16 protein-coding genes are annotated in these 15,119 nt (G+C 43.6%); all 16 read right to left on the bottom strand.

Features of this window, described 5'->3' with window-relative positions; all coding sequences use genetic code 11:
- Positions 1–51: 51 nt before the first annotated feature.
- The 16 genes from MHI20_RS00155 to MHI20_RS00080 all read right to left on the bottom strand — a co-directional run bounded on the left by MHI20_RS00155 (position 52) and on the right by MHI20_RS00080 (position 14,978).
- Positions 52–1,008, bottom strand: a complete 957-nt coding sequence (locus tag MHI20_RS00155; RefSeq protein WP_007498849.1) for a sugar-binding transcriptional regulator — start codon at positions 1,006–1,008, stop codon at positions 52–54.
- Between the two features lie 92 nt (positions 1,009–1,100).
- Positions 1,101–1,886, bottom strand: a complete 786-nt coding sequence (locus tag MHI20_RS00150) for an SDR family NAD(P)-dependent oxidoreductase (RefSeq protein ID WP_327859506.1) — start codon at positions 1,884–1,886, stop codon at positions 1,101–1,103.
- Positions 1,864–2,559, bottom strand: coding sequence for an SDR family NAD(P)-dependent oxidoreductase (locus MHI20_RS00145; RefSeq protein WP_268431435.1), 696 nt, complete (start codon positions 2,557–2,559; stop codon positions 1,864–1,866). The genes MHI20_RS00150 and MHI20_RS00145 overlap by 23 nt, the downstream gene beginning before the upstream one ends.
- A gap of 31 nt (positions 2,560–2,590) precedes the next feature.
- Positions 2,591–3,973, bottom strand: coding sequence for a dihydrolipoyl dehydrogenase (gene lpdA / locus MHI20_RS00140; RefSeq protein WP_045034935.1), 1,383 nt, complete (start codon positions 3,971–3,973; stop codon positions 2,591–2,593).
- A gap of 12 nt (positions 3,974–3,985) precedes the next feature.
- A complete protein-coding gene (locus MHI20_RS00135; protein WP_045034934.1) occupies positions 3,986–5,308 on the bottom strand; it encodes a dihydrolipoamide acetyltransferase family protein in 1,323 nt (440 codons plus the stop codon).
- A gap of 17 nt (positions 5,309–5,325) precedes the next feature.
- Entirely contained in the window at positions 5,326–6,306 is a 981-nt protein-coding gene (locus MHI20_RS00130) for an alpha-ketoacid dehydrogenase subunit beta (RefSeq protein WP_026050078.1), read from the bottom strand.
- A gap of 31 nt (positions 6,307–6,337) precedes the next feature.
- Positions 6,338–7,321 carry a pyruvate dehydrogenase (acetyl-transferring) E1 component subunit alpha gene (gene pdhA, locus MHI20_RS00125; protein ID WP_048001645.1) on the bottom strand — a complete coding sequence of 328 codons (984 nt, stop codon included), beginning with the start codon at positions 7,319–7,321 and terminating at the stop codon, positions 6,338–6,340.
- A gap of 179 nt (positions 7,322–7,500) precedes the next feature.
- Positions 7,501–8,532, bottom strand: coding sequence for an alcohol dehydrogenase catalytic domain-containing protein (locus MHI20_RS00120; RefSeq protein WP_163116631.1), 1,032 nt, complete (start codon positions 8,530–8,532; stop codon positions 7,501–7,503).
- The gene (locus MHI20_RS00115) at positions 8,529–8,975 is read right to left on the bottom strand and encodes a hypothetical protein (protein WP_008346260.1); all 447 of its coding nucleotides are present in this window, start codon (positions 8,973–8,975) and stop codon (positions 8,529–8,531) included. The genes MHI20_RS00120 and MHI20_RS00115 overlap by 4 nt, the downstream gene beginning before the upstream one ends.
- Before the next feature lie 62 nt (positions 8,976–9,037).
- Positions 9,038–9,316 carry a PTS sugar transporter subunit IIB gene (locus MHI20_RS00110; protein ID WP_017367077.1) on the bottom strand — a complete coding sequence of 93 codons (279 nt, stop codon included), beginning with the start codon at positions 9,314–9,316 and terminating at the stop codon, positions 9,038–9,040.
- Between the two features lie 19 nt (positions 9,317–9,335).
- On the bottom strand, positions 9,336–10,709 hold the full coding sequence (locus MHI20_RS00105) for a PTS galactitol transporter subunit IIC (protein ID WP_007498866.1): 1,374 nt from the start codon (positions 10,707–10,709) through the stop codon (positions 9,336–9,338).
- Positions 10,710–10,759: 50 nt separating this feature from the next.
- Positions 10,760–11,227, bottom strand: coding sequence for a PTS sugar transporter subunit IIA (locus tag MHI20_RS00100; protein WP_008346265.1), 468 nt, complete (start codon positions 11,225–11,227; stop codon positions 10,760–10,762).
- A gap of 240 nt (positions 11,228–11,467) precedes the next feature.
- Entirely contained in the window at positions 11,468–12,199 is a 732-nt protein-coding gene (locus tag MHI20_RS00095; RefSeq protein ID WP_024719598.1) for a sulfate/molybdate ABC transporter ATP-binding protein, read from the bottom strand.
- Positions 12,200–12,214: 15 nt separating this feature from the next.
- Complete coding sequence (gene cysW, locus MHI20_RS00090) at positions 12,215–13,084, bottom strand: sulfate ABC transporter permease subunit CysW (protein WP_041507422.1); 870 nt, start codon at positions 13,082–13,084, stop codon at positions 12,215–12,217.
- Between the two features lie 5 nt (positions 13,085–13,089).
- Positions 13,090–13,935 (bottom strand): sulfate ABC transporter permease subunit CysT, encoded by an 846-nt coding sequence (gene cysT / locus MHI20_RS00085; RefSeq protein WP_024719596.1) that lies wholly within the window; start codon positions 13,933–13,935, stop codon positions 13,090–13,092.
- 11 nt (positions 13,936–13,946) lie between these two features.
- Positions 13,947–14,978 carry a sulfate ABC transporter substrate-binding protein gene (locus MHI20_RS00080; RefSeq protein ID WP_340936189.1) on the bottom strand — a complete coding sequence of 344 codons (1,032 nt, stop codon included), beginning with the start codon at positions 14,976–14,978 and terminating at the stop codon, positions 13,947–13,949.
- Positions 14,979–15,119 lie beyond the last annotated feature (141 nt).

Raw genomic sequence — 15,119 nt, 5'->3', positions numbered from 1 at the left:
CTTTCTCGTTTGATGTTGCTCTTTTTATACAATACGATGGCTGTCAGCTGTTTATTGGACAGATGCTTCCTTTAAAATAGCTGCCGCAGTCAATTCATCGGTGACGAGCACCTGAATAAAGCCGCCGTTTAAGGCTCCTAAAATACTTTCAGCCTTATGGGTTCCTTCCACAACGGCGATGACTTTTTTCACGCTCTTTAATTGTTCTAACGATAATCCAATCACCTTTTGGTTCAGCTCATCTTGGACTGGTTTCCCTTCCCCGTCAAAGAAACGAAAACCAATATCACCAACAGCTCCTGATTGCCTTAAACCAGACAAATCTTCTTCTTTTAAATAACCGACTGTTTTCAATGTAGAGCCTTTATGGGGATTCCCAATACCGATCAGGGCAATATCAACATTTCTGCCTTCTTCAAGCACAGCTTCTATGTCCTGCATCGCCATCAGCCGCTCTTTTAATTCTTCTGTTTCTAAAATCGCAGGTGCATATAAATAGGAGCACGTACCATTCATCTTCTTTGCCAGCTCATATGCCAGCTGATTCGCGTGAATGTCGACTGCCTGCCTGCCCATTCCGCCCTCTAAAGGAATGACTTTGACATCGTTTCTTCGCTCAAATGGATATTCCTTGACGAGCTCGGCAAGTGTGGTTCCCCATGAAATACCGATTTTCTCAGCGCCTTTCATGTTTTTAGACAGATAATAGGCGCCCGCTTGACCGACTGCCCGTTTGACCATCTCAGACATTGTCCCGACACTTGGGACAACGACAGCATCCGTTAATTGAAAGGTCGTTTCCAGCTGCTTTTCAAGTTCCACTGTATGAATACTTTCGTCTTTAATGTACACTTCAACGATTCCCACATCTTTTGCTTTTTGTAAGAGCTTTGAAATGACTGGTCTTGAGACATTGAGCTTTTTTGCAATCTCCTGCTGCGTCCACCCGTCTGTATAATAAAGATGAGCAACCTTGACGAGCTGTCGTCTTTCTTCCCAATTCAGCATGTGACATCATCCTTTTAATATACTATGATTACCAGTATACCAAACATTCGTTTCTAATTGGAACAATTGTTATGAAAATAAAAAAAGAGCGATTAACTCTCCGCTCTTTTTCCCTCGCTATATTTAGGCTGATACGTTCTCCCGCCATCTAATAAGAGTATCTGTCCGTGCAAATAGCTTCCCTCGTCACTTGCGAGAAATAAAGTGACTCCAGCAATATCTTCTGGTTTTCCTAATCTCCCGATAGGAATAAGGGATCGAAGCTGACTTTTCTCAAGCTCAGTCGGATAGAGCGTATCAAGCATCTGAGATTCAATGACGCGCGGTGCAATGACATTGATGCGGACATGATGGGAACCCAATTCCTTTACAAGCGAACGCATGAGACCAAATGCCCCGGCTTTTGACGCGTAATACTGGATGCCGCCGCCAGAGCCTGTTATCGCAGATCCTGATCCAATAATGACGACGCTGCCTTCTTTCCGCTCACATAGATAGGGTGCTAATGCTTTAATGCAGTAGAAAAGACCATATAGATTCACAGCCAGTGTCTTTTTCCAAAGTGAAAAATCAACCTCTAAAAAAGGAAGGGATTTCGTCATTCCTGCTGAATAGACAAGATGCCCAATGCCACCCAACTCCCTTTCAGCTGCTGACGCCATTTGCTGAACACTTTCCCACGATGAAACGTCAGCTTGGAACGTCAGCAGCTGAGGATGCTGTTGTTTTAAAAGCGAAAGTCCCTGTTTATCTATATCTGACACAGCTACACGATGCCCTTCTTTTAAAAAACGCTGAGCAATTTCTTTGCCGATTCCTTGGGCGCCACCTACGATGAGAACTGGTTTTTGTTGATTAGCCAGCGCTCTCACCCCCATCAAGCATAATTGCTGCTCCATCTGTAAATGCACCGTACGACGTACTTAAGAAAACCGTCATATGAGCCACCGTCTCCTTGATTTGCTCTTTGTCAGGAAGCAAATGGAGAGGCGGCGGAAGTAGTGCCAATACTCGGATGCCTTTGTCTTTAAATTCGCGCGCTAATCCTTTTGTCATGGCATTCAACATACTATTTGATGTAGCATGTGAGATCCCGCCATCACCTGTTATGCTGCCTGATGAGGAAATATTAATGATGCAGCCCTGCTTCTGATCCACCATATGCCACACAGCGGCTTGACTGGAAAGAAAGACTGTATTTACGGATCTTTCCACTTCATCGACCCATATCTCAGGACTTACGTCATTAATCCCCCCATCTGCTTTTTGCTCGGCTTGATTGACTAAAATATCAAGCTTGCCGCATGTATCGATGACTTGTCTTAGCATAAGCGTAGCATCACGCGGTGTCTCAAGCGGATTGATGACAACAGTCGATTGGCCGCCTAATTTTTCAATGTCTTCGCTTATCGACTTTGCTTTTGATTCATCACGAAAAGCGTGTATGAAAACATGTGCACCTGCCTGGGCCAAAGCTAGGCAGATGGCTTCTCCAAATCCATCTGTGCTATCTGTCACAAGTGCCACTTTCTGATGAAGCTGGACGTGCACACGGATCTCCTCCCTATCCCTTATTTGGCATTTATTTTCTCAGCTTACTTACAATATCAAGAGCTGCTTCATAAAAGCCTTCTGAGATGGTTGGATGCGGGTGAATCATTTTGGCCATCTCTTCCGCTGTTCCTTCTAAATACATAAATGAGGAAGCCTCTGATATCATCTCCGTTACATGCGGACCAACCATTGTAGCGCCAATGACTTCACCATATACGGTATCGTACACGAGTTTAATAAAACCGGTTTGAACACCTGCTGCCAACGCTTTTCCGCTTGCAGCTAAATCAAATCGCTCTGCCCGCACGTTCAGCCCTTTCGCTTTCGCCTCTTTCTCAGTCAGTCCAACACTCGCTACCTCTGGCAATGTATAAATACATCTAGGAACGATGTCGTGATTCATTCTTTCAGGTTCGCCGCATATATTGCTGACCGCAACGGCTGCCTCTGCCATCGCCGCATGAGCGAGCTGATAGCCGCCGGCTACATCTCCAATTGCATATACACCTTCAACACTTGTCTTCATCTCGTCGTTTACTTTAATAAAAGGACCATCCAGCTGAAGATCAAGCTGACTGACAGCAGAGACATTTGGTCTTCTTCCGACGCAAACTAGCAGTCTTTCAGCCGTAAAGATGTGCGTCTCTCCTTTATCGTCTGTCGCATGAATCGCTTTGACTCCTTCGCTTTCTGTTACCTCTGTCACCGTCGTTTTCTTTGCGATATGGATGCCTTTTTTCTTCAATTCTTTTTCTAGTAATTTCGCCGCTTCTTCATCTTCCTGCGGAATAATCGACGGAGCGGCTTCTATAATGGTGACTTTTGATTGGAGACTCTGGAAGATGCATGCCAGCTCAAGACCAATTACACCCCCGCCAATAATGACGACAGATGCAGGAATATCTGGGATGTCAAAGATCGTATCACTTGTGTCAAATTGAATCTCTTTGAGCCCTGGAATAGGCGGAATAGCAGGTGATGAGCCAGTGGCAATGATCAGCTCTTTTGTTTCAATCGTTTCTGATCCATCTTGTTTTTCAATGTCAATACGATTTTTTGTCACAGCTGTGCCTCTGCCGTTATATACATCAATCTTTCCTTGCTTTAATAAAAAGGCGATTCCGCCCCTGAGTTTTTCGATGACATCATCTTTACGTTTTCTCATTTTATCGAAGGAAAGAACCATCTCACCTGTTTCGATTCCCCAGCTTTTTGCTTTCTCAATGGATTCAATGACTTCTGCATGTTTGAGCAGTGTCTTTGAAGGGATACAGCCTCGATTTAAACAAGTCCCCCCTAGAAAATCCTCTTCAATCAATGCAACTTTGTGTCCACGTTCAGCGGCTTGAAGGGCGGCAGTGTATCCGCCAGGCCCTCCGCCAATGACTGTCAGATCATACGTTTTTGTCATCCGATTCATCTCCTACATTAGCAATTCAAATGGTTGTTCAAGCACTTTTTTAAGGTCTGTTAAAAAGGCTGCTGCTGGTGCACCATCTACCACTCGATGATCAAATGATAAGCTGACGCCCATCATTGGCCGCACCTGAATTTCTCCATCGATCACTACAGGTTTTTCTTGAATGCGTCCAACACCTAAAATCGCCACTTCCGGCTGATTAATAATTGGGGTAAACGTGTCAATGGCATACATCCCTAAGTTACTAATGGTAAATGTAGACCCCTTCAACTGGTCTGGCAGCAGCTTTTGATCGCGTGCATTTCGACCAATTTCTTTTGCTTCTTTTGTGAGCTGTTTCAGCCCTTTTTGATTTGCATGAGAGATGACCGGAACCATTAAGCCGTCTTTCACAGCAACCGCAAGACCAATGTGCACATCCTCATGGAAATGGAGCTCATTTTGTTCAAACGTCATATTGATTTGCGGATGGCGCGTGAGGACACTGCTGACCGCATGGATGATGATTTCTGTAAACGACAATCTGTAGCCTGTCTCTTTTTCAATCGCTGGGAGCAGCTGTTTGCGCACTTCTTTTGCTTTTGTCATATCAATTTCACTTGTTAATGTGACGTGCGGCGCTGTAAAGGCACTTTGTGACATGCGATCTGCGATCACTTTTCTCATCCCGGCTAGTTTTTGTGTTCTCACTGGAGCAGCCTCTGCCTTTTGTGCGCCTGCTGCTGTCACATCACTCTTCATGATTTTTCCGTGAGCGCCAGAACCAGCAACATTCGCTAAGTCGATTCCTTCACGAGCAGCCACTTTTCCTGCAAGTGGTGATACGCGTTGGCCTTCCTCGTTCGTCTGAAGGGCCGCTTCGACATCCCGTTTTTGAATTCTGCCTTTTGGTCCTGTACCAGATACTTCTTGAATGGCTACTTGGTGATCTTTTGCCGTTTTTCTCGCTGCAGGTGTTGCGCGTACTTTCTCACCCACCGCTGGTTCAACTTCAGTCGAAACAGATGGTTCAGATGGTGATGACGTTCCGCTGTCTTCAGAAGATGCTTCTTCTGACTGCGCTGGCGGCTCGCTCGGTACCTGCTCATTAGCCTCTCCGATATATCCAATGACAGCATTAACTGGAATCTGATCATCTGCTTCGTAATATTTCTTTAGAAAAACGCCATCATCATAGGCTTCAACCTCGATATTGATTTTGTCTGTCATAATCTCAAATAGAGGCTCACCGATTTCAACCGAATCTCCTTCTTCTTTAAACCATTGAAGCAAGGTACCGATCTCCATCGTACTGCTTAGCTTCGGCATAAATATCTCTTTTGGCATGATCTTCTCCCCTTTACTTAAGAGCGCACGAGCTCTTTTGCTGCTTCAATAATATCTGGCACTTGTGGAATGACTGCTTTTTCCAGCGTTGGGTTGTACGGTATTGGGACGGCAAGACCGCCAAGTCGTTTAATAGGTGCATCTAAATAGTCGAAGGCTTCACTTTCCGCTATCATACTGGCAATCTCTCCGCCGTAGCCGCCTCGTTTCACTGCCTCATGCACAACGATACATTTGCCTGTTTTTTTCACAGATTCAATAATGGTTTCTTCATCTAATGGGACGAGCGTTCTCGGATCAATGATCTCGACATCGATTCCTTCCGCTTCTAGTTCCTTCGCTGCTTCGAGCGCTTTGTGCACCATAATGGCTGTTGCGACAATTGTGACGTCCTTTCCGCTTCTCTTCACATCCGCTTTCCCTAAAGGAATCGAATACTGCTCTTCTGGTACTTCACCGATTGTTTTATATAAAAGCTTGTGTTCATAGAAAATGACAGGGTTGTCATCATCCATTGCTGCTTTTAAAAGTCCTTTTGCATCATAAGCTGTTGAAGGCTGAACCACCTTTAGTCCAGGAATATGAGCCATCCACGCTTCTAAGCTTTGGGAGTGCTGCGCTGCGGCACCTGTCCCGGAACCTGCTGGTGTTCTGACAACAAGCGGCACCTTCCCTTTTCCGCCAAACATGTAACGTGTTTTCGCTGCTTGGTTTACAAGCTGATCCATTGCAATTGTAATAAAGTCAGAGAATTGTAGTTCTAAAATCGGACGCATCCCTGTCAAAGCCGCTCCGACTGCGCCTCCTGCGATGGCAGCCTCTGAAATCGGCGTATTGCGGACGCGTTCTGGACCGAATTCCTCGATCATCCCGCGCGTGACACCAAATGCGCCACCGTATACGCCGATATCTTCACCTAAAATGAAGACATCTTGATTTTTTCTCATTTCCTGACTCATTGCTTCTCGAACGGCTTCTAAATATGAAATCTCTCTCACTGTCGTGTTTGTCACGTGATTCCCCTCCTAATTAGGCGTATACATCCTCTAATAGTGTGTCAATTGATGGTTCTTTACTATTTTTCGCAAATTCAACAGATGCCTCGATCTCTTGCTTCGCTTCTTCTTGTAAACGAGCAGCCTGCTCTTCTGTCAGAACATCTAGCTCCATTAAGAGTGACTTAAAGCGTTTAATTCCGTCTTTTTGTCTCCATTCTGTCTCTTCTTCACGTGTACGGTATTTTTTCGCATCACTCTTTGAGTGACCCTTCCAGCGATACGTTTTCATTTCAATGAGTGATGGACCTTCTCCAGCTCTTGCACGGCTGACCGCTTCATCTACTGTGTTCATAATCTCAACCATGTCATTTCCATCAATCGATTTTCCTGGGATTCCATAGCTTTCTGCTCTTGTTGAAATGTCTTCAATGTTGATCATTTCTTTCACAGGACCAGACATGCCGTATTGGTTGTTTTCACAAATAAACACAACAGGTAAATCCCAAATGGAAGCAAGATTCAGCGCTTCATGGAAGCTGCCTTCATTTGTGGCGCCGTCTCCGAAGAAACAAAGGACCACAAAGCCTTCCTTTTTCATCTTGGACGTGAGCGCCGCACCTGTTGCAAGCGGAATACCGCCGCCAACAATTCCATTTGCCCCAAGGTTTCCTTTTTCTAAGTCGGCAATATGCATGGAGCCGCCTTTTCCTTTGCAGTAACCCGTTTCACGTCCGAACAGTTCAGCCATCATTTTATTGACCTCTGCACCTTTTGCAATACAGTGACCATGTCCGCGGTGTGTACTGACAATCTTATCTTCATCCTTTAACACAGCAATAGATCCAACAGCCGATGCTTCCTGTCCAACACATAAATGGGTCGTTCCATGGATTAATCCTTTAGCAAAGAATTGATCGACCTTTTCATCAAAATATCTTACTAACCACATTTGTTTATATAAATCTGCTAATTTCTCATGACTAATCTGTTCAGGCAAAGTGATTTGTTTTTGCATTTCTTCTCTCCCCTTTACATTTGTTCTTATGTGTTACATTTGTAATTATCATACGTTTAACTCTCATTGAAGTCAAGCATTTCCGTTTATTTTTTAAGCGTTTTCATTTTTTTCAGAAAAAAAGAGAAAGGCAAAGCCCTTTTCCAAAGACCTTCTCTTTCTCTCCATCTCGTACATTCTCATTCATCTGGATACATCATGATTTTGACGCTTTCACCTTCTGGATGCCTAGCGCATTCTATCGCCTGACGAAGCTGACTTAATGGATATCGATGCGTCACCATTTTTTCTGTATGAACGACTTTCGCTTTTAAGAGCTCTAGCGCTTCACGATAATGGTATGGATGCGAGGAATAAGCTCCGACTACTTTCACTTCATCATGGAAAAAACGTTCTGCTGGAATGGAGACATCCCCTTTCGGAAAGTGAGCAAAGACCAAAATCGTTCCGCCTCTTGCGACAGCTTGAAATGCTTCTTTTAAAAGCGCACTACTACCCACAGAAATAATGACAAGGTCCGCTCCCTTTCCATCTGTTTCTTTCATGACGCGGTTTTCTACTGGCTCAGTTGCTGGATGAAAAGCGACGTCCGCCCCAAGATTTCTTGCTTGAAGGAGCCTGTTCTCATTTACGTCTGTGATCATCACTTTTCCAGCCAAATAATATTTGGCAAGCTGTAATTGAATGCAGCCAATTTGCCCCGCTCCAAGAATCAAGACCGAATCTCCAGGATGAACGGGCGCCCTTTCAAAGCCGTGAAGACAGCAGGCAACCGGTTCGACCATCGCTCCTTGTTCATATGAGACGTCATGTGGGAGCTTGCCCATTGTATGCTTAACATGTAAAGCAGGAACACGAATATATTCCGAAAAACCGCCCGGCTCTACATTTGTGGCTGCAAATTGCGGGCACATTGTATAAAATCCTCTTTGACAAAAGTCACATGTAAAACAAGGAACATGATGCGCTACATACACCCTGTCTCCCGTTTGAACATGTGTAACGTGACGGCCTGTTTCGATAATGTCACCAGCGATTTCATGCCCTAGCACTGTGCCAGGAGGTACCGTCTCATGTGTCGCTTTATAAATATCCGTCCCGCATAACCCGCAGGCACGCATTTTTAATAATACTTCGTCGTCACCAATGGCTGGCCGCTTCCGCTCCTCGTAACGAATGTCCTCTGAAGAATAAAAGACAGCTGATTTCATTTAGCCGCATCCTCCTTTTCATCACATGTCGCAAGACTCTGCAAGGATTGAACGAGCTGCTTGTACTCACTCATCTCACTTGAAATCCAGTAGCGTCCGCCAAATATTCGCGCAGGTCCCACTCTGACATATACTTTCCCGATATGAGGATATGGTTTTAAAAACAATTTTCCTTTAATATCGGACACGGCATATGTGTGCCACCTGCCAAAAGCACCTATTTTCAGCTCATCTTCACTAATCATGATATTCGTTGGCTGATTCAGACCAGTGATGCTAGAAAGCATAAGGATAGGCAGCGTATAAACACCTAACACAGCTAATGGCTCAGGTCCTGCCGACATCAACGTATAAAGAGACCAGAGAAAAAACACACATATTAACAAGGCCGGAAGGAAAATAGAAAACATGGCAGACGTTCGGCTATAAGCATGCTGCTGCATGAGAGCTCCCCCTTTCAAATGACATGGAAGGAGCTTTCGCAGCTCCTCCACGCAATCATCGTTCACTTAATATGATCGATAATTTTTTCAATATCATCTTCAATGCCAAATCCCGTTAAAAAAGATAACGTTTGAATCACAGGCGTTCCTTTTGTATCACTAACAGGCGTTGTCGTCACAATTAAATCAGCACCCTCCGCTTTCTGCGGAACCTCAGATGCCTTACATTGTTCAACGATGACATCGTATCCTTTTTCCTTTAATGTCTCTTCTACCTTTTTTGCCACAACCGTTGACGTCGCAACTGCCGTTCCGCAAGATACTAATATTTTTTTTGCCATGAGAATCCCTCCAGGTCGTTTATTGATCTTTCTGATCTAAGCCCATTTCTTTTGCATACTGCTTTTTAATATCATTTCGCACCCAGTACCAAAGAAGCGCATATGCCAGTGCACAGACAATCGCTGCAATGAAGTAAGGATTGCTCGGATCAAGAAGTCTCACCATGATCCAAGGAATGACGTGTGAACCAAGATCGATACCAGAGATCATATTTGCCCCTTCTGGGAAGTCGAAACCAACTGCTTTCCCCATTGTTGTGGCGAGTGGTGCAAGGTTCGTTGCAATGAAGAAGACAATCATTAAGGTAAAAATACTGTTAATGAGGCCGCGAATAATATTCCCACGAGCGGCTGCTACTGCCCATACTACTGTAAATGGCAGAACCGATAAGTCTGCAAACGGCAACATACCATTGTAAGGAAGAACGACAGCGAGCAAAATGGTGATTGGCACCATCAAAAGGGCGACAGCCATATTCGCTGGATGACCAATGACAATCGCTGTATCCAAACCAATATAGACATTTTTTCCAGGGAAACGCTTTTGAATATAAGAACGAGCACCCTCAGAGATTGGAATAAGTCCTTCCATTAATAAAGCAACCATTCTTGGCATTAACACAAGCACTGCAGCCATTTGAATTCCAAGGGTCATGACACCTTTTGCATCATAGCCCCCAAGAAGACCAATAATGATACCAAGTATAAGACCCATCACAAGCGGTTCACCAAAGATGCCAAAACGTTTTTTCAAAGTTTCTGGATCCGCATGAATTTTGTTTAGACCAGGGATTTTATCAATCACGCGGTTTGACGCATACATGAGCGGAGCGAAGTTGACCGTTTCAGCATGAGCCATCGATACGCCTTTTAATCCGAAATGGTGTTCAATCGTCGGTGCCGTCCAATCGGCAAGTTTTAGTGTAATCGCAGAAACGATTAAACCAACGGCAAGAGCTAAGAACATATTATGATAAGCGTAGTAAGTAACAGAAGCAGCGAAAATCAAATGCCAGAAATTCCAAATATCCACATTCAATGTTTTCGTAAAGTTAACAGACAGCAAAATGACATTTAACAAGAGCACAAGAGGAATCATCAAAGGGGCTACAGGTGTACCAAATGAAATGGCGGCTCCAATCGGCCAACCGACATCTAAAATATCAAGCTTTAATCCAAGGGAATTGACCATGGCTTTGGCTGCTGGTCCAAGACCGCTTACAAGTAAATTAATGACCAGATTGACCCCGACAAATCCAATTCCGATGGTAATACCTGCACGGAAGGATTTTTTAAATCCTTGCCTTAAAATCATACCGAATAACGTCATAATAATTGGGAGCATAATTGTTGGCCCTAAGTCTAAGATGAAATCGACGGCTTGCTTGATCATACATCCACCTCCTGATTTTAAATAAAGCGCTTACATTATGTCTTGAATAACTATTGGTTTAATTCTTTTTGAAGTACATCAACGGCTTCTTCATACGATGTCATGTGAGATAAACTTGTCATTACTTCTTCTTTTCTGAAAAGCGTCATCAGTTTCTCTAACATCACGAGCTGCTTACTAGGTTCAGAGATTGCCAGAACGAACACAATTTTGGCTTGAACTGTCTCATGAGGGCTTCCCATCTTATGAAAAATAACAGGTTCTTTTAATGTCGCTACACTGATCGCCGGTTTGTTTACATGTTCAGGATCTGTATGGGGAATGGCTACCCCAAAGGTCGCAAGAGGAAGACCGGTCGGATATGTTTTTTCTCTTTCAAGCACTGCTGGTAAAAAGCTCGATTTAATATACCCTCCAGTTTCTAACCTTTCTGCTAAATAGGCAGTCACCTCCTCACTTGAAGATGCTTCGTACTGCAGCTCAATCAGCTGTTGATCTAACTCAAACAAGCTGTTCAAACAACCACCCCTTTCATTTGGTATAAATATGAACACATGTAACAAAAAGAATGAACATTTTAAAATAGAACCTTTTGTAAAGCGCTTACAAACAGACGTTTTATAAAATGTTCAATACTGTTACCTTTGTAAAGATATTATAATATTCGAAATTATAAGTCAATGTTCCTAGGAAAATTTTTATAAAAAAAGATGCAGCTTTTTGCCGCATCTCTTTCATTACATCACATCAACTTCTTGTTAAATATGGCTTCCTATATCTAAAAATTCAGCTACAAAAAGGTTGTCTGTCTGCTCTGTCATTTCTTTTTTTGTGCCGATTTTTTCGATTCTGCCCTCATTCATCACCACAACACGATCAGCGATATCAAACGCTTCTTCTTGATCATGCGTTACAAAGATGGTCGTCATTTGAAATTCTTGATGAACTTTTTTCAGCCAATGTCTTAAGTCTTTTCTCACCTTTGAATCTAGTGCACCAAAAGGTTCATCTAAGAGAAGAGCTTTCGGTTTGACAGCAAGTGCACGCGCGAGTGCTACACGCTGCTTTTGTCCACCTGACAGCTGCTCTGGATAACGATGTTCATACTGCGTTAATTGAACGACTTTCAGCAGCTCATGCACCCGCTCTTTGATGTCTTTTTTAGGCAGCCTTTCTCCTCTAGGTTTCATCTTCAATCCATAAGCCACATTATCAAATACCGTCATATTTCGAAAAAGCGCATATTGCTGAAAGACAAAACCAATTTGCCGTTTTCGCACTGGAATGTAAGTATAATCCTGTTCTCCAAATAAGATCTGTCCAGTATTCGCATCATCAAGCCCTGCAATAATTCTTAATAAAGTCGTCTTACCTGACCCAGACGGTCCAAGTAAGGAAATCAATTCCCCATTTCCGATCGTCAAATCCACGTTTTGCAAAACCTTCGTCTGCCCAAATTGCTTTGATATTTGTTTCACTGTAATCCCCAAGGCTGATCCCTCCATTTATTTTGAACGCTTGCCAAGCCTATGATCTCTCTGCTGAATGATCTGCTTGATGATTAATGTGATGACCGCAACAAACGCCATGAGAGAGGCCACGGCAAAAGCCGCTTGGAATTGATACTCGTTGTATAGAATTTCTATATGAAGCGGCATCGTATTCGTCATTCCGCGGATATGACCGGATACAACCGACACTGCACCAAATTCACCAATTGCCCTAGCCCCTGCTAAAATGGCGCCGTAAAAAAGGGCCCATTTTATATTTGGAAGTGTCACAAGGAAAAAGGTCTTCCACCCACTGGCACCAAGCGTAAGCGATGCTTCTTCCTCATGAATTCCTTCATTTTGCATAAACGGAATTAACTCTCTCGCAACAAAAGGAAATGTCACAAAGATGGTCGCAAGAATCATCCCCGGTACAGAGTAAATCACTTTCCATCCATTTGCTAAAAGCCATGGTCCTAAAAGTCCATTTGAACCAAATAAAAGTACAAATACAAGTCCTGCAATGACAGGTGACACCGCAAACGGAAGATCAATGACAGTCGTTAACAAACGTTTTCCCGGGAAATGAAATTTTGTGATGAGCCAAGCAGCACTGACCCCAAAAATCATTTGAAGCGGCAATGTGATCATCACAATGAAAACAGTCAATTTAATTGCCGCAAGCGTGTCTGGATGCGAGATGGCAAGAAGATAAGAACTCCATCCTTTCTCAAAAGCCTTTGAAAACACAGCAATCAACGGCATGAGTAAAAACAAAATCAAAAAAGCATACACCACACCAATCAACATACTCTTCACCGCTTTTGATTCCGTCACAGGACTCCTGTACTTGATGCGGTGCTCTTTAAGAAGCTCCCTTTCCAATCGTCTCACCTCACTTCCACTTGTTTTTTCCGCTCGACAAACCACTGCAATCCGTGAATCAATAACAAAATGACAAATGATAAGAGCAGCATGAAACAGGCAATGGCTGCGGCACCTTGATAATCATACTGCTCAAGCTTAGACATGATCATCAGTGGTGTAATCTCTGTTTTAAACGGAATATTTCCCGCTATAAACACAACGGAGCCATATTCACCGAGTGCTCTTGCAAATGCAAGAGAAAATCCAGTCAGCACTGCTGGAAACAAGGCAGGCAGCAGTACATGAAAAAAGGTCTGTTTTCTTGTAGCACCAAGTATAGCTGCGGCCTCTTCCACTTCCTGCTCAAGCCCCTCAATGACCGGTTGAACCGTTCTTATGACAAATGGAACGCCAATAAAAATCAGTGCCAAAATAATACCGAGCGGGGTGTATGCCACCTTCACATGCAAAAATTGCCCAATCCACCCATTCGGAGAATAAAGAGTCGTCAAAGCGATGCCAGCCACTGCCGTTGGAAGAGCGAACGGCAAATCGATGAGGGCATCCAGGATGTTCTTTCCTGGAAACGAGTACCGCGTGAGAACCCATGCGATCAGTACACCGAAACCTGCATTGATGAGTGCAGCTGCAAAAGAAGTCGTAACCGTAAGCTGCAGCGACTTTAGCACCCGCGCATCACTAAAGACATTCCAAATTCCTTCTGCTCCTAATGAAGCCGTCCAAATAAATACCATAGATAAAGGAATCACGACAATCGCACTGACATAAACAAGTGTCACTCCGAGACTCAGCCCGAATCCAGGCAATACACGTTTTCTTTTATTGGCGGCAGCATAGCCTTTCTTCATCACGTCGCCCCCTATTTTTGTCCGCTATATATTTGATCAAATAATCCGCCATCATCAAAAAATCTTTTCTGCGCCTTTCGCCATCCGCCAAATGCCTGATCAATGGTCACCATATCAATCTCTTTAAATTGATCTTTATATTTGTTTAGCACTTCTTGATTTCTTGGTCGATAATAGTTTTTCGCCGCAATTTCCTGTCCTTTTTTAGAATACAAATAATCTAAATAAGCCTTTGCCACTTTCTCTGTTCCTTTTCGTTTCACATTTTGGTCGACAACGGCAACGGGCGGCTCTGCTAGAATACTAATGGAGGGACTGACAATCTCAAATTTGTCTTTGCCTAATTCATGCAGTGTCAAATAGGCTTCATTTTCCCAAGCAATTAACACGTCACCAAGACCGCGCTCGACAAAAGTTGTTGTGGCGCCACGAGCACCTGAATCGAGCACCTCGACATTCTCATATAACTTTTTCACAAAATCCTTCGTTTTTTCTTCATCCCCATGAAAGGTTTTATCGGCATATGCCCATGCGGCTAAATAATTCCATCTTGCACCACCTGACGTTTTTGGATTAGGTGTGATGATAGATACACCTGGCTGAATCAAGTCATCCCAGTCTTTAATTTTTTTGGGGTTTCCTTTCTTCACAAGAAACACAATAGTAGACGTATAAGGTGTGGACTGATTCGGAAATTCTTTTTGCCAATCCTTTGAAAGTAGCCCTCGATCTGCAATGGCATCAATGTCGTACCCAAGAGCAAGTGTAGCCACGTCTGCTTCGAGTCCATCAATAATCGATCTCCCCTGCTTACCCGATCCTCCATGAGACTGCTGTATCGTCACATCTTCACCGGTTTTGTCTTTCCAATAAGTCTGAAAGGCTTGATTGTATTCCTGATACAATTCACGTGTAGGATCGTATGACACATTCAACAGCTCAATCTTTCCCTTTTGATTTGAGGCTTCATTCGCATTTGAGCATGCAGCACTTGTGATGATGAAAAGTGTCATCGCAATAAAAATCCATATCCATTTTTTCATGTTATCCGCTCCCTTTCACATTGAATAGTGACACCAACCTTGCCGTTTTCAGTTCTACACGCAAAAAAGGCCCTCAGCGATTGAAGTACAAAAAAGTCCTGTACGTCAATGCCAAGAGCCTTCGGTTGTCCGATCAGCTAT

This window comes from Bacillus sp. FSL K6-1106, from assembly GCF_038005245.1.
GTDB classification, from domain to species: Bacteria; Bacillota; Bacilli; order Bacillales; family Bacillaceae; genus Bacillus; species Bacillus altitudinis.
This window is presented reverse-complemented; position numbering and strand designations above follow the sequence as displayed.

Coding starts and splice junctions, on each gene's coding strand:
- MHI20_RS00155 (WP_007498849.1), bottom strand. CDS start 1,008: ATGCTGAATTGGGAAGAAAGACGACAGCTCGTCAAGGTTGCTCATCTT.
- MHI20_RS00150 (WP_327859506.1), bottom strand. CDS start 1,886: ATGGGGGTGAGAGCGCTGGCTAATCAACAAAAACCAGTTCTCATCGTA.
- lpdA (WP_045034935.1), bottom strand. CDS start 3,973: ATGACAAAAACGTATGATCTGACAGTCATTGGCGGAGGGCCTGGCGGA.
- MHI20_RS00135 (WP_045034934.1), bottom strand. CDS start 5,308: ATGCCAAAAGAGATATTTATGCCGAAGCTAAGCAGTACGATGGAGATC.
- pdhA (WP_048001645.1), bottom strand. CDS start 7,321: ATGCAAAAACAAATCACTTTGCCTGAACAGATTAGTCATGAGAAATTA.
- MHI20_RS00120 (WP_163116631.1), bottom strand. CDS start 8,532: ATGAAATCAGCTGTCTTTTATTCTTCAGAGGACATTCGTTACGAGGAG.
- MHI20_RS00115 (WP_008346260.1), bottom strand. CDS start 8,975: ATGCAGCAGCATGCTTATAGCCGAACGTCTGCCATGTTTTCTATTTTC.
- MHI20_RS00110 (WP_017367077.1), bottom strand. CDS start 9,316: ATGGCAAAAAAAATATTAGTATCTTGCGGAACGGCAGTTGCGACGTCA.
- MHI20_RS00105 (WP_007498866.1), bottom strand. CDS start 10,709: ATGATCAAGCAAGCCGTCGATTTCATCTTAGACTTAGGGCCAACAATT.
- cysT (WP_024719596.1), bottom strand. CDS start 13,935: ATGAAGAAAGGCTATGCTGCCGCCAATAAAAGAAAACGTGTATTGCCT.
- MHI20_RS00080 (WP_340936189.1), bottom strand. CDS start 14,978: ATGAAAAAATGGATATGGATTTTTATTGCGATGACACTTTTCATCATC.